This is a genomic window from Moritella sp. Urea-trap-13, from assembly GCF_002836355.1.
GTDB lineage: Bacteria > Pseudomonadota > Gammaproteobacteria > Enterobacterales > Moritellaceae > Moritella.
Window position 1 is genome coordinate 1 of record NZ_PJCA01000031.1, and the last position, 15,669, is coordinate 15,669.

Here is a 15,669-nt window from a genome sequence, read left to right on the forward strand (position 1 = left end):
GCACGGTTGATTCCAATATAGTGACTGTATCTATCGCGATTACGGGACAAAATGATGCGCCCGTAATATCAGCATCACCAATAACACTCGCTGTCGCAGGCGTTGCTTATGGCTTTACGGCAAGTGCAACTGATGTGGATAATACGTCAGCCGAACTCACTTATAGCCTCAGTAATCAACCAAGCTGGTTAACGATTAACGCAATAAGTGGTGTGGTCAGTGGTACGCCTACGGCAGCGGAAGTCGATGTGACCACCAGTAATATTACAGTGAGTGTATCAGACGGCAGCGCCAGCGATTCACTCTCCTTTAGCATTGCAGTAGATGGCGATCTGGATGGCGATCAAATCGGTGATGATGTTGATAGCGATATCGATGGCGATGGCATGAGCAATGAGTTTGAACTTGCAAATGGCTTAGATCCGCTGGATGCTAGCGATGCTAGTTTGGATTTAGATGGCGATGGCGTCACTAATTTAGATGAATATTTAGCTGGAACTGATCCGACTCGGGATGATTACGCCCCTGTATTTACCGCGCCGGAAGATTTAATCGGAGACTTAGCCGTAAATGCCACGGGGTTATTTACTAAAGTCAGTTTGGTTGTCCCAACTGTCGAAGATGGTAAAGATGGAACCTTGCTTGCTCAATATGATCTGTTCGCCTGTGTTAGCGAAGATGATGCGGTTGGCAAATCAGCGCAAACCCATTTTGCACCTGGTTGCTATAACATCCTCTGGTCAGCAGTAGATTCCGCTGGTAACAACGCCAATCTAACCCAAAAACTGCATGTTATTCCGTTGGTGGAGTTCAGTAAAAACCAAGATACCGCAGAAGAGGGCGAGGTGTCCTTTGATATTATCCTTAATGGACAGGCTGCAATATATCCAGTGACTATTCCATTTACTATATCGGGAACAGCGGTTAACCCTGAAGATCATAACCTTACCGATAGAAGCGTTAGCTTGCAAAAAATAACAGGTGCAGTCAAAGGTGAAACAACAGCAACCGTGACCTTTGACGTAAGGGATGATGGCGTAGGTGAGGGGACTGAAAACATTACGGTTACCATGAACCAACCAACTAATGCGGTTATAGGTGCTAAAGATAGCCACACGATCACGATTTATGAAGAAAATGTTGCCCCCAAGGTACGGTTTAGTGCTACAGCAACGGTTACGGAAAATAGTGCGATTAAACGAATTATCCATAATGATGATGACGAGTTTACTATTCACGCTGTGGTTGCCGACCCAAATACGGGTGATAACCACAGTTATGATTGGTCATCCAGTGACGGTGCTTTAGGTGATATTGATAGTACGAATAGTCTATTCACGATTAACCCAGCGGACTTGGCTACAGGTAGTTATAAGTTAGTGGTGCAGATAAGTGATGGTGAAAAAACCGCTATGGTAGAAACATCCCTGCGAGTGATAAAAGATGTGATAGCGCTTGGTAGTAGCGATAGCGATGGTGATGGTATTAGCGATGAAAGCGAGGGCTTAACAGATAGTGATCTTGATGGCATCCCTGATTACCTTGACCATATTGCACTGGCCAGTAATGTTATTCAGGAAATACGCAGTGAGTCTGCTGGCGAAGTGATTAATAGTCAGGCGTTCTTAATGGAAACTGAGGCCGGATTGTCACTGAGATTAGGGCATGTGGCATTTGACTCAGGAAGCACTAGTCAAACCGGTAATGAATCGGGTTCTGGCGTCTCAGCCGAGAATATTGCCGAGTTTCATGAAGTGGGCAGCGGCGTTGCTGAGGAGCTAACCCGTTATAATTTTGATAATGGTATTTTCAATTTCATTGTCGATGATCTGCCTGTAGCAGGGCAAAGCGTTAATATTGTGCTGGCGCAGTTTAAAGCAATCCCCGCCGATGCTATTTATCGAAAACTGATGCCAACGGGCTGGGTCGATTTTACCGAAAATGCCAATAATCAGCTGAGATCGGCACCCGGCGAAAAAGGCTATTGCCCACCTCCTGGTGATGTTGCTTACGTGGCGGGATTAACACTGGGTCATTGGTGTGTACAGCTCACCATTGAAGATGGCGGACCGAATGATGCCGATGGTGAAATCAATGGTGCCGTGAATGATCCAGGCGGTGTCGCTACGGCACTCTTTGAACCCATTGAAGTGACAACGAAGGGTAAAGGTGGCGCGGGGTCAATGTCTGAAAGTTTAGTGATATTACTTGGATTATTGGCGTTAACAAGGGGCGTAATGCAATCAAAAACCGGCACCACTTACTGGCGGGTATTACAGTATAGTTTGATTGCTATGGCTATTATGTTGAAGTCAGCTCAGGCCGCCGACAGCACGTCGACGGAAAATATACCAGTAAGTACGACGACAACTGTGGTAACCGCTACTCCCATTGAGCAAGAGCTTCGGGGTGTGACGACGCCGACAACAACAACAATGGCATTGGAAAAAACCACACAGAAACGTTTTTACATCGGCATGAGCGTACTGGCGGTCAAAAGTGAAGAGCGTAACGATGATTTTGAGCGTGAGCTAACTCAGTTAGGCTTAGATGCTCAGGTTAGCCAAAGTGATTTGTCTCGACCGGGTTTCCGGGGTTATATCGGACTACAAACTACCCCCTGGTTAGCATTTGAATTAGGTTATGTTAATTTAGGGCAGGTTGAAACAACGCTAACTGGGCAGGCGATTGATGCTAACGTCTATTTAGATAGTGCTCAGCAGGTTTATCCGGTCACCGCAGATGCTGGCGTGCTTGACATGATCTTTAATTTGGCTTTGACTGATCATATCAGCGGAGTATTGCAAGTGGGCAAAATGCGTTGGGCCAGTAAGTATGAGTTATCCACGGGAACGATTACCCGTGAGTTTGATGACAGTGGTTGGGGCACCCATTATGGAGCTGGGGTTGAAGTCGAGTTTGTAACCGCATTGCCTGTATATTTTGGCTGGAACCGTTATGATTTTGCCAACACCCATGTTGATGCATGGGAGTTTGGGATCAAATACCGTTTCTAACCCCTAACTGTGGAATGCATGGTATTAAAACTTAACGCTGGCTTATCAGTTTTAAGCTTATTTTAAACGAAATAAAATAACTAAAAATGGTCTGACTTTCAGGCCATTTTTATGGACAAATTAAATCCTATCTAACCCGCAGCGGATTACTGTGCTGCCAATTGCTGACGATGACTTTGTTGTGCCGTACCTGCTGCAATCGATGGCGAAGAGGTTGTTCATATCAAACTTGAACTATAGCGAGTTACGCAGTTTAGCGTTATGATTTTTAACAATCACTAAAAATACCTCTTATTTTCTGCGTTTTAGTTAGTATTACGTCATTTATTTTATCGTTTGCATTATTTTCTTGTTGTGACTAGTGTTAATTTATTGTTATGTGTTTTAGTTCAATGTTATTTGATTCAGCCTAGTGCATAGTTGTTCTATATTTTTAATTATCATTCTATTTAGGTCTAATTAGCTGCTTTACTTTATCTACGTAGAGCGGAACACTGATTTTAAGTGTTTTTAGATATGAATATGTAAGCGTCAGTCTTGCTTACATATGTGCAAAGCAATGGTAATTATGAATAAACACCGACTAATGGATTAATTTGTTCGAAAATATAACAAGGAATTAATATGCAAAAGAATAAAATCAGCAAAATTATCGCTTTAAGTACAATGATATTTTGTTCTGCAAGTGCTAATGCCGGTGCTGTATTAGATCGCATTGCTGAATCTGGTGAGCTACGCGCATGTTTTGATGCAGGCTATATGCCATTTGAGATGAAATCAAAGAATAACAGTTACATAGGCTTTGATGTCGACTTAGGTAAAATAATGGCGAAACAGATGGGTGTTAAATATGTACCCGTCAATACAGCATGGGACGGTATTATCCCTGCACTTATCACCGGGAAATGTGACTTGATCATGGCTGGTATGACGGTTACAGCTAAGCGTAATCTCAAAGTGAACTTTGCTGACCCGTATATTGTTGTTGGTCAATCTATCATTATCAACCCGAAACTTAAGGGTGAAATTACCAGTTATAAGGACCTGAACGATCCACAATACACAGTGGCGGGTAAACTTGGCACAACAGGCGAAGTTGTTATCAAAAGAATGCTTAAAAAAGCCAAATACAATGCGTTTGAAACAGAAACTGACGCGGCTTTAGAGGTTATCAACGGCAAAGCAGATGCAATGGTTTACGATATGCCATTTATATCTATTTATGCTGCGCAAAATAGCGATAAAGTTGAATCGATTCTTGAACCTTTCACTTACGAGCCGCTTGGTTGGGCTGTGAAACAAGGTGATCATGACATGCTTAACTTCCTGAATAACTTCTTGCGTCAAATCAAAGGTGACGGCACCTATGATCGAATCTATGACAAATGGTTCAAGAGTGATGCTTGGTTAAAGCAAGTTAAATAAGCGAATGGGCCAGTAGCCTTCTGTTACTGGCTTTTTAGCTCTTTATTTGGGATTAATATGCACGATAAAAAAAATAATTGGATGTGGCACTTACTGTCTCTTATGGTTTTGGTAGCAGTAGGATTTTCAATCTATTCAGCATCACAAAAAATTGATTATACTTGGCAATGGAATCGCGTGGTTCCCTACATTATAGATACCTCACCAGTGGAAACCTATGCTGAGTATGATGGTACTATCAGTATTAATGGCAGTGGCCTCGTTACTGTTGAATTCGATAACGGTGAACCAACTCAGGTCGTCGTAAAAGCAGATGATGTATTTGTCAGTGATGGCGATCTGGTTTTTGAAGGTGATACAGTATCAAGCCTCAATCAACAGAGTATGGGGGTATTGTTACAAGGCTTGTTAATGACGATTAAGTTGTCACTTATCTCGCTATTTTTTGCCATTATCATTGGTTTAGTCGCGGCATTAATGCGTATATCTGTTAATCCTTTAAGCCGGAACTTTGCCTTCTTATATGTCGAAGTGATCCGTGGCACACCGTTACTTGTGCAGATATTTATTGTTTACTTCTTCTTAGGGACCATTTTCGATTTAGATCGATTTACCGCGGGTATTGCCGCCCTATCTGTGTTCACCGGTGCTTACATTGCGGAGATAATACGTTCAGGTATTCAGTCTATTTCACCTGGTCAGATGGAAGCTGCACGCTCGTTGGGCATGAGTTATCCAAAAGCGATGATCTACGTTGTTTTACCACAGGCATTTAAACGTACTTTGCCGCCAATGGCTGGTCAGTTTATTAACTTAATCAAAGATTCGTCTCTGGTATCAGTTATCTCAATTACAGATTTAACTAAAGCTGGTAGGGAAGTAGTTGCGGGCAGTTTCGCTACATTTGAAGTTTGGTTTGCGGTAGCAGCGCTTTATCTTGTACTTACTTCAACGTTATCTTTCGGCGTTCAGCGCATAGAAAAGAGGTTATCAACCAGTGACTAGAGCAAATTATAACGGCGATGATATGGTGATCGCCACTGATGTAGATAAAATATACCCTAACAAGTGTCATGCCCTTAAAAAAGTATCCGTGACTGTTAAGCGTGGTGAAGTAGTGGTTATTATTGGCCCATCAGGGTCAGGTAAGTCTACATTTTTACGTACGCTAAACCAGTTAGAAACGGTGACTGAAGGGGATATTACTATTGATGGTATCAATATGTACGACTCCTCTACCAATATTAATACCTTACGTGAAAACGTCGGCATGGTGTTTCAATCGTTTAATCTTTTCCCGCATTTATCGGTTAAAGAAAATGTGAAGTTAGCGCCATTAAAGGTATCAAATTTGGGTAAGGAGCAAGTTGAAAAAGACGCTATAAGCTTGCTTACTCGAGTTGGCTTAGCTGAAAAAGTGGATGTGTACCCAAGTCAGTTATCCGGCGGGCAACAGCAACGAGTGGCGATTGCCAGAGCATTAGCCATGAAACCTGATCTGATGTTATTTGATGAGCCAACATCGGCGCTGGATCCTGAAATGGTCGGGGAGGTACTTGAGGTGATGAAATCACTGGCAGAAGAAGGCATGACCATGGTTGTGGTTACGCACGAAATGGGCTTTGCTAACGAAGTTGCCGACCGAGTGTTGTTTATGGAAGATGGTCAACTGCTTGTAGACGATGTGCCGGCCAACTTTTTTGAAAACCCTTCTCATCCAAGGTTGAAAAAATTCCTATCGAGTATCTTGTAATTTAAATCGCTAATTCAACCTTACCTCTCTTCACCTCACCGATAGCAGTAAATTGACTATCTGTGAGGTGGTCTAACTTGTATTTATGAAAAGTACTAACCAAAAGCATTAACGAGCATCCTCTTAGCGGACAAAATTGTCCCATACTCCTTGAGTAATATCGCGTATCAATATAGTCTTTTATGACAGCAAAGCCGTTTCATGTATAGGTGAACTGACTTACCTCACCTCATCTAAATAAATAGTATTGAGAGAACATTATGGAAAATGAATATACACCACCTAAAGTTTGGGTTCATAACACTGATGGCGGTAATAAGTGGGCAAATATCAATCGTCCAGTATCAGGGGCAACTCATGAAAAAGACTTACCTGTGGGCGATCATGCGCTACAACTTTACTCTTTGGGTACGCCGAATGGCCAGAAAGTAACGATCCTGCTCGAAGAGCTATTAGCATTAGGCATTAAAGAAGCTGAATACGATGCTTATTTAATTGATATCGGCGAAGCAGATCAATTTTCATCAGGCTTTGTGGATGTTAATCCCAACTCAAAAATCCCTGCGTTAGTCGATAAGTCTGGCGATGATGACGTTAATGTATTTGAATCGGCTTCAATCCTGGTGCATTTGGCTGAGAAGTTTGGCCAGTTTTTACCAAAAGCAGGGCCTGCTCGAACGCAAACTTTTAATTGGTTGTTCTGGGCGCAAGGCTCTGCACCATTTTTAGGTGGTGGCTTTGGGCATTTCTATGCCTACGCGGATGAAAAATTTGAATACCCGATTAATCGTTTTGCGATGGAAGCTAAACGTCAGTTAGATGTTTTAGATAAGCAATTGTCTCAACATACCTATGTTGCAGGCGAAGAGTACAGCATTGCTGATATGGCTATTTGGCCTTGGTATGGCAATTTAGTATTGGGTAAACTATATGATGCTGGAGAGTTCTTACAGGTAGAAGGTTATACCCATATTATGCGTTGGGCGACGATGATTTCACAAAGAGCAGCAGTGCAACGTGGTCGTATTGTTAATCGTTCATTTGGCGAAGATTGGGAACAAGTCCCTGAGCGTCATAGTGCAGCTGATATTGATAACGTGTTGAAGCTAAAGCCTAAACCTTAAACATGAGTGTTTTAATTCAACGCTAATTAAAATGCCCGGTATTAGCCAAACGTTATGGCTAATACCGGGCATTGTTTTTAGACCCTAATGATCTTTTTATTTTTATTTTTATTTCTACCTACCTATGGGTCACTAATCCACTTTAAACTGACCAACTAATGCCTGTTGTTGCGACGATAGCTGGGCAATATTCTGACCGACTTTTTCTGCGGCTGTTGATTGTTCTAACATTGATTGGCTTAGGTCGCGGATATTTGCGACGTTACCATTCACTTCTGTCGATACTGTCTTTTGCTCGCTTGCTGCATTAACAATCTCGCTGTTCATCACTTGAATATCTGCCACAAATGATGAAATGTTAGCTAAGCTCTCTACCGCTTGTTTTACTTGTGTAGCGGTTTCAAGAGCAAGGTGATTACCTTCTGATATCGCGGTTGTGACGCTGCGAGTACCTGATTGCAGTTCCTCGATAACCACTCTAATTTCATCGACAGAGTCATGGGTACGACTTGCCAGCAGCCTTACTTCATCGGCGACCACAGCAAAACCTCGGCCTTGTTCGCCGGCTCTTGCCGCTTCAATAGCTGCATTCAGAGCGAGCAGGTTGGTTTGTTCGGAAATGCCTTCAATAACCGACAGTATAGAGCTAATGTTACCGCTATTTTTTTCCAACTCATTCGCGATTGGTACTGCCATTGCCATTCTTTCGACCAATTCTTGCATGGTATCAGCAGATTGCTGCACAACCGTTTGACCACCTTGTGCAAGTTGTTCGGCTTGATTCGCCATTTCAGCGGCTCTGTCGGCATTTTCTAATACTAACGCTGATGTCTGCGTCATCTCTTCGGAAGCGGTTGCCACCATATCCACTTCTTTAAATTGAGATTCACAGCCTTGTCGTGATTGCACTGCGATCTCTTCAGCTTGTTTTGAGGTGTTGCTGATGGTATTTGACGTTTCGATGACTTCTTTAATGGTGCCTTGGATCTTATCTAAAAAACGGTTAAACCAAGTGGCCAGCTCACCAATTTCATCGCTTGATCTAACATCGAGTCGCTGGGTTAAATCACCTTCGCCAGTGGCGATATCTTGTAATCGATTAGCAACGGCTTTAATCGGAGCCACTAATTTCACTGCTGCAAACCAAATAATCAATAAACCGAGTAGGGTAACAATAACCCCTGTGATAATTTGAATTCTAAGTGTTTCGCCTGCTTGCTCTTCAATTAGCTTATTCAGCGCTAATGCATCTGCCATCACGGTTTCTCTTGGCATGGTAATGACAATGCCCCAGCTAATGTCATTGAGCTTGATTGGCATGAATACGGTTAAAAACTGCTGGTCTGTACTCCATTGCGATTGCGTAACGCCATCGACTAACCATTGTTTTAACTGTGGGTCTGATATTTTTTTACCAATCGCAGCATTTTTATCATCAGAAGCGACCAGTAGCCCATAATTACTGACAATACGAACCTTACCTGCGCCAGCAAACAAAGCCTGGTCTGCACGCTGGGCATACGCTTGTAATACGTCTATTTTGAGATCAATGCCGGTTACGCCAATGATGACACCTTGCTTACGAATCGGCACTGTTATGGTACTGATTAAGCTAGTTAGGCCATCTTCATTGTATAAGTAAGGTTCAATCACACACATGCGTTTGTTGGTAATACTGCAGGTATACCAAAAGTTATTTGCTTGGCCACTGGCAGCCAGCGATGTGTCATTGATTTGCTGTTCACTTTTGATTATCAATTTTGGGTCATTTTGGTTGTCTTTATACCAATAAGCAGAAAAACGGCCTTTATCATTGGAACTGACATAACTGGCATCGGCATAATTAGCATCTTCACCATCGAGCATATCGGGCTGGAAGGTCGTGAACGCGGCATGCATATTATCGAAATTTAGTACTGAGCGTTTTAATAACTCGGAGACTGAATCTCGCAACTCATCACTGCTGGTAAAATTGTCTTCGGCATTATACTGCACGAAGGCAATACTTTCGGCTAGCATTTCTGCACGGTATGTCGCTTCATCTAAATATTTTTGCACGATAGAAGCTTGTGTGTTGGCTTCGCTCATGAGTAATTGTTCGGACTTTTCACCGACAGAATTGCTGGTTTGGACTTGAATAATTTCTTGATTGGAAGTTGATGATGAAAGTGTAAAACTGATTAATGATATTGCGACAAGCAAAATGCAACACCCAGAAAGCAAAGTTATCTTCCATTGAACTGATAACGAACCCATTTAAATTCCCTTTAATACCCTAATATAGTTACATCTGTTAGGTTTATATTTCAAATAAACATCATACTAAATGTTTTAAATATGTTTATAGCAAGTTAATGCAAAATAATAAAGTGTTACGAGTGATTTATAATGGTTTCAGATGAAAGTAGTCATTATTTGGTCATACTAAAGTGCTATTTAGTTCATCGTTACCTTTTCGCATAATGGCAGTGCTAAAAAGGTGAACTTGGTATTGTTTTTTTTGATGTAAATCTTAAAAAAGTCGCATGTTATCAGTAAATAAAGCTTTATTTTTGCCTATTAATTACATCTGATGGCATTTTATTTAGCTACCACTAGACTTAGGCATAATGAGTCTATTTATAGTCTTTAACTACAATACGAGGGTTTGTTAATGAAAATGGTCAAAGCATTAAGTACTATTTTGTTGTCGTCGGTAATTTTAGCGGGTTGTTCTGGCACATCGATGAAAACACAAAGTCTCGACGAGAGTCAATATACTGTTCTTGGACCTGGTTCTGCGACAGCAACTGGCATCATGTTATTTCAGTTTATTCCGATCCAACAAAATGACCGCTTTGTACGTGCTCAAAATGCGGCTATTGCAACCCAAGGTGGTGACGCGCTTATTAATGTCGAAGTACAAGAAGATTGGTTTTGGGCATGGATATTGAACGGTTATCAGACTACAGTATCCGGTGACGTCGTTAAGTTAAAATGAAGTAATTTATGATTTTATTTGTTTTTAATATTGGTTCACTATGCGCTTAACATAGCGGTTATCTTTGGTGCTCTTCAGGTCTCTTAAATTCAAATGTTAAGCGAAAATAACGTTGATAATTTACCCATCTTGAGCTTGTTTTGCGCGCAAGATCAAGCTTGGGTAACTGCAACCCCTATCTTGGGTAATCTCCGCTTGATTCTCACACTTCTATACGGTTATCTTTAGTTATCTTAGGTTTAAACTTATGTGACAAAGGAATGAATATGTCAGAGCAAAAATATAGATTGGTAACGCGTAGTGATTTTGATGGTTTAGTATGTGCAGTACTATTGAAACAGCAAGGTCTTATCAGTGACATTAAGTTTGTTCATCCTAAGGATATGCAAGACGGGAAAATTGATATTACCCCGAATGATATCGTCACTAATCTACCTTATGTTAAAAGTGCTTATCTGACTTTTGATCACCATCTTTCTGAAACGATCCGTAATACAGGCGAACGCGCTAATCACATCATTGATCCTGATGCACCTTCTGCTGCACGTGTAGTGTGGGACTATTATGGTGGTTTAGACACATTCCCTGCGCAGTGGACTGAAATGATGGAGGCGGTTGATAAAGGTGACTCTGCACAGTTCAATCGTGACGAAGTATTAGACTCTCAGGGCTGGAACCTGATGAACTTCCTGATGGATGCTCGAACTGGGTTAGGGCGTTTCCGCGAATTCCGTATTTCTAACTACGCCTTAATGATGGATTTGATTGATTATTGTAAAGACCACAATATTGATGACATTTTGGGATTACCTGATGTGAAAGAACGCATTGATTTATACCGTGAACATGAAACTATGTTTAAACAACAGGTTGAGCGTTGTGCAACAGTACACGGTAACTTAGTGTTACTTGATTTAACGGACGAAGAGACTATTTTCGCCGGTAATCGATTCATGATTTACGCGTTATTCCCACAATGTAATATCTCTATCCACAAAATGTGGGGCTTCCAAAAGCAAAACATCGTGTTTGCCACAGGTAAGTCTATCTTTGATCGTAACTCCAAAACTAACGTCGGTGAGTTAATGCTTAGTTATGGCGGCGGTGGTCACATCGCTGCAGGTACTTGTCAGATTGAAATTGATAAAGCAGAAGCAGTACAGCAAGAATTGATTGCCAAGATCACTGCTGACGGTTAATCGTTATTAGCCAGTCGTTATTAGCGAGTAGTTAAGAGTTTCGTATTGATGGGTTAATAAGAAATCGACTATAGCCTAGTTAGCAAAAAGCCCCCACAGCTACAGACATAGTTGTGGGGGGCTTTTTAGTAAGGTTAATAAGTAATGCTATTAACCGTACTGCTTTGAACTAATTTAGTACGTCTACTAGGTTAGCCAAAAGCGCATTTAATAAAGCGGGTGATTATTTACCACAACACTTCTTAAATTTCTTACCGCTAGCACATGAGCAAGGATCGTTACGACCCACTTTAGCGCCATCTCTTACGATTGGAGCTTGTGCGTGATGATGACTACAGCCTGGACCGTGTACGTGACCTTCTTCGCCGTGTGTGTGTTGGTTTGTCATTGTCTATTCCTTATTCGATTTCAGTACTTGGTTATCTTTGATGAAACTATATAACAAAGTTTTTCGGGTTTGGCTAAAGTTATTGCAAAAAAATTGCCGTGGGAACTAAATTAGCCATTAATCAGACGGATTGAGGGCTTCTTTAATTTGATCTGAGTCGAAACCTTTACCAGATAGATATGCGTAAGCCTTGGATTTCCCCTTGCCGCTACTTATATCGAGGCGTTTTTTGGTTAATACATCGATACAGCTTTGATAAAAGTCGATATCACCAGCTTCTTCAAGTTGATCAATTAGGTTATCAAAGTCTTCGACGTCAATCAGCTTGCTGCGCAATTCATTCTGTATTACCCGTTTACCTTTGCCTTTACGGTACAGCTTCATGGTTTCTTTGCTTAAGTCTGCCTTCTCGGCTTTTACTTCGAGCTTACTTCTTAAGGTGTCTTTTTCTGGGTGCATCGACAGGGCATGGTCAATCTCGGCACGTGAAAAGCCTTTGGTGGTGAACTGAGAGTAAACTTTCTCTTTTGTGGTGTTGTGAAAGTTTTGAAATGTATTGCTTAAGCGTGATTCGGCGAGGGCGAATTGATCGATATCTTCATCATACATAACCTGTTCGATGGCTTCTGCTATTTCTTTCTGGCCCACGCCTCGGGCGCGTAATTTACGGGTGATGGCCGATTTACCCTGTTCGTTGCTAAACGCTGAACCCGCAAATTTCACTGCAAAGTCAAAGTCGCTTTTGATGTAACCTTTCTCAATGAGATCCGCTAGTACCGTTTCAACCCAGTCTTGATTTTCTGTTTTACGTTCAAGTTTGGTGCGAATTTCGGCAATGGTGTAGTCTTGTTGAGCTAAATGCCAGTATGCCGAATTGTAGACATTGTCGATCGACTTCGCTTGCCTGAGTTCTTTTTGCAGCATGTCTTTAGCCTACCTGTAACATATTATGTTTTTGAATGATCTTATATCATACGCTTTATCTAGGTTATTGATGCGGTTAATTCTGACGAGATTATGGAACGGATTAAGATAGGGCTTAAGCGTCAAACTATTTCCCCTCTTTAATTTGTGATTTAAGTGCTCTCGGCTATCACCAAGCTGGTGAATGTGCGGGCTTTGATACGGTCAGACCAGAATTTCTCCGACCATCCCCCTTTACGTAATAATGCATCAACAAACTGCTGAGGTTTCGGCAATTGTTGCCACACTTGCGGTAAAAAGACTGCAAGTCTGTTGGTATCTTCCAATATTAACCCGTGGGTGGGTTTTAGCTGTGTTAGTAAATCTATTTTACGGTTAAAAACGAGCTGATGTGTTGGTGATAATAGGCTGATCTCTATTTGGCACTGTGCGAGCTCGTCTTTAGTCAGCGGAGGAAAACGCGGATCATTGAAGGCACAGGAGAGGGCGTTACTGACCAAGGTGATTGATAGTGGCTGATTGGTTTCTATCAAGCCAATGCACCCACGCAATGCACCCTGTATGTGTAGGGAGACGAAGTTTCCAAGCTGTTTATCTTTAACCGACAAGGGCAGTGAATTTTTAGCAATGGCGTTATTTTGCCACCGGCTTGCGATGGCCATACGTGCTGTTAACAACAGCTGTTTTTGGTCCACTGGACTAATGCAGAGCGATTGAGGCATAGCCCACCACCGAATCTGCATCACCGCCACCATCTACAGAATTGCCTTTGGCGAGTAAGGTCGCGGTTAATCCCTGCTGTTTTGCCCACATCAAAGCACCATTGAGGGGGAAAGCACCACAAGCTTGCTCTCCGGTTAATGTCGGGTGCAATGCCATGATCTGGTCAAGCGTCTGTTGATCTATTTGGTTCGCCTGTGAGAGTGGGTGAAAGTGGCTTAGATCGGTACTGATCAACAACAGGGTTTCTGGGGTCATTAGTGATTGGATTAACTCACACACTTGTATGGCCGGGGTATTACCCACAATTAGCGGTATGAGTGTCACTTGACCAAGCGTGAGAAGTACAAAGGGTAACTGCACTTCCAGGCAGTGTTCACTCTGATGTGCCTTATCAAGGTAGGAGACGCTTGCTTGTTGCGTTGCCTGTTTGATTGCTAGAGTATCGAGTGGCAGTGCGCCGACGGGGCTTTGAAACGCGTCAACACTCGGTGCCGCGATACCACGCAGCGGGATCCTGTGGTTCGGTCCCAGTAATAGCACGCGTTTAAATTGTCCCTTAGTCAGCTGTTTGTAGGCGGCCGCTGCGATCTGGCCAGAGTAACGATAGCCTGCATGGGGAACCACCAGTGCTTGGATCCTCTCGATCTGGGATAAGGGTTGTGCTGCAAGCATCTGCTTGACCGAGTGCGTCAACTCGGTTGGATCTTCAGGATAAAAAAGACCAGCAACAGCAGCGGAACGTGATTTCATAAGGCCTCACTCAATGCGTTTTCATACTATGATTATAATAGAGGTGGTGCTTATGGCCAATAATAATCCAAGCATTGTGGCAACCAAATACTGGCGTCAGCTTGATGATGGGCTTGTCGAGTGCACTGTGTGTCCCCGATTTTGTCATCTTCGGGAGGGCAAGCGTGGGGTCTGTTTTATTCGTCAGGCACTGGACGGTGAAATAGTGCTGACCAGTTATGGCCGTTCGTCAGGTTTTTGTATCGATCCGATTGAAAAAAAACCACTGAATCATTTTTTACCCGGCACGCCAGTACTCTCTTTTGGCACCGCGGGATGTAATTTAACCTGCAAATTCTGCCAGAATTGGGATATCAGTAAATCCCGCCAATTAGACACCTTAGCTGGTCATGCGACCCCCGAACAGTTAGCTATTATGGCTGAGACATATGGTTGTCGGAGTGTGGCATTTACCTACAATGATCCCGTTATTTTTATGGAGTATGCCATTGATGTCGCCGCTGCTTGTCATGCGCGTGATATTCGCTCGGTCGCGGTTTCGGCCGGTTATATTAATCCCAAACCCAGAGTTGAGTTTTTTAATGCGATGGATGCAGCCAACATTGACCTCAAGGGGTTTACCCAGAAGTTCTATCATCAAATCTGCGGCGGTAGCTTGGCGCCCGTACTCGATACGCTTTTGTATCTGAAACATGAAACTTCAGTCTGGTTTGAGATCACCACACTACTCATTCCCGGTCAAAATGACTCCAGTAAAGAGTTAGAGCAGATGGCGCGATGGATTCGAGACAATCTTGGCCCGGAAATTCCGCTGCACTTTACTGCTTTTCATCCCGATTATAAAATGCGAGATATCCCTGCAACATCCATTCAAATATTAACCCGTGCCCGTGAGATTGCATTAGGGCAGGGCTTACATTATGTCTATACCGGCAACGTACACGATCCAAAGGGAGACAGCACCTGGTGCCCTCAGTGTGGCAGTCTGGTTATTGAGCGGGATTGGTACACCCTCGGACAGTGGGCGCTTAATCAAGGGAATTGCCAGCATTGTGGTCACCCGATCGCGGGAGTATTTGAAGATCAACCTGGGCAATGGGGAGCGAGACGATTACCCGTTTTAATCGAGTAGTAGTGCCAATTTATCCTCACTGAATAAAGATCACTTACTTAATACCATGACTATTACCATTAGCAAACGTAATCATAATAAGTACATTTGATAATTGTTATTCATAAATTAGCCTTCTTATAATTACCTCTATAAACTTTTATAAAATCAATGTTAGCCTAATTCAATATCAAAAATGTGAACTTCTTCAATGAGTTATTATTTTTGATCGTTTACTCTAGTGCTCTACATGGATAGTGATAATAATTGAGGGA

13 protein-coding genes are annotated in these 15,669 nt (G+C 42.5%); 8 read left to right on the forward strand and 5 right to left on the reverse strand.

Features of this window, described 5'->3' with window-relative positions; translation table 11 throughout:
* The 5 genes from CXF93_RS08100 to yghU form a co-directional block, all read left to right on the forward strand.
* Positions 1–3,017: outer membrane beta-barrel protein (locus CXF93_RS08100; protein ID WP_157824431.1), on the forward strand; the 3,017-nt coding region annotated here is incomplete at its 5' end.
* Between the two features lie 624 nt (positions 3,018–3,641).
* Positions 3,642–4,442 (forward strand): transporter substrate-binding domain-containing protein, encoded by an 801-nt coding sequence (locus CXF93_RS08105; protein ID WP_101061924.1) that lies wholly within the window; start codon positions 3,642–3,644, stop codon positions 4,440–4,442.
* A gap of 57 nt (positions 4,443–4,499) precedes the next feature.
* A complete protein-coding gene (locus CXF93_RS08110) occupies positions 4,500–5,447 on the forward strand; it encodes an amino acid ABC transporter permease (protein WP_101061925.1) in 948 nt (315 codons plus the stop codon).
* A 22-nt stretch (positions 5,448–5,469) separates the two neighbouring features.
* The gene (locus tag CXF93_RS08115) at positions 5,470–6,195 is read left to right on the forward strand and encodes an amino acid ABC transporter ATP-binding protein (RefSeq protein ID WP_026006180.1); all 726 of its coding nucleotides are present in this window, start codon (positions 5,470–5,472) and stop codon (positions 6,193–6,195) included.
* 260 nt (positions 6,196–6,455) lie between these two features.
* Entirely contained in the window at positions 6,456–7,319 is an 864-nt protein-coding gene (gene yghU, locus CXF93_RS08120; RefSeq protein ID WP_101061926.1) for a glutathione-dependent disulfide-bond oxidoreductase, read from the forward strand.
* Positions 7,320–7,451: 132 nt separating this feature from the next.
* Here the strand turns inward: yghU and CXF93_RS08125 are convergent, their stop codons facing one another.
* Positions 7,452–9,521, reverse strand: a complete 2,070-nt coding sequence (locus tag CXF93_RS08125; protein ID WP_232784146.1) for a methyl-accepting chemotaxis protein — start codon at positions 9,519–9,521, stop codon at positions 7,452–7,454.
* Positions 9,522–9,972: 451 nt separating this feature from the next.
* Between CXF93_RS08125 and CXF93_RS08130 the strand changes: the two genes are divergently transcribed.
* Together CXF93_RS08130 and CXF93_RS08135 are read left to right on the forward strand one after the other, a co-directional pair.
* The gene (locus tag CXF93_RS08130) at positions 9,973–10,299 is read left to right on the forward strand and encodes a hypothetical protein (protein ID WP_101061928.1); all 327 of its coding nucleotides are present in this window, start codon (positions 9,973–9,975) and stop codon (positions 10,297–10,299) included.
* Between the two features lie 266 nt (positions 10,300–10,565).
* A complete protein-coding gene (locus CXF93_RS08135; RefSeq protein ID WP_101061929.1) occupies positions 10,566–11,498 on the forward strand; it encodes an exopolyphosphatase in 933 nt (310 codons plus the stop codon).
* A 223-nt stretch (positions 11,499–11,721) separates the two neighbouring features.
* Here CXF93_RS08135 and CXF93_RS08140 read toward each other — a convergent pair whose 3' ends face one another.
* From CXF93_RS08140 to amrB, 4 genes are all read right to left on the reverse strand, one after another.
* Positions 11,722–11,886 (reverse strand): SEC-C metal-binding domain-containing protein, encoded by a 165-nt coding sequence (locus CXF93_RS08140; protein ID WP_101061930.1) that lies wholly within the window; start codon positions 11,884–11,886, stop codon positions 11,722–11,724.
* Between the two features lie 117 nt (positions 11,887–12,003).
* Positions 12,004–12,810 (reverse strand): RecX family transcriptional regulator, encoded by an 807-nt coding sequence (locus CXF93_RS08145; RefSeq protein WP_101061931.1) that lies wholly within the window; start codon positions 12,808–12,810, stop codon positions 12,004–12,006.
* A gap of 152 nt (positions 12,811–12,962) precedes the next feature.
* Positions 12,963–13,532, reverse strand: a complete 570-nt coding sequence (gene amrA, locus CXF93_RS08150) for an AmmeMemoRadiSam system protein A (RefSeq protein ID WP_157824432.1) — start codon at positions 13,530–13,532, stop codon at positions 12,963–12,965.
* Positions 13,510–14,283, reverse strand: coding sequence for an AmmeMemoRadiSam system protein B (gene amrB / locus CXF93_RS08155; RefSeq protein WP_101061933.1), 774 nt, complete (start codon positions 14,281–14,283; stop codon positions 13,510–13,512). Before amrB ends, amrA begins: the two co-directional genes overlap by 23 nt.
* A 52-nt stretch (positions 14,284–14,335) precedes the next feature.
* On the opposite strand from amrB, the gene amrS reads away from it, so the two are divergent.
* Positions 14,336–15,415, forward strand: coding sequence for an AmmeMemoRadiSam system radical SAM enzyme (amrS, locus tag CXF93_RS08160; protein WP_101063291.1), 1,080 nt, complete (start codon positions 14,336–14,338; stop codon positions 15,413–15,415).
* The last annotated feature ends 254 nt before the right edge of the window (positions 15,416–15,669 follow it).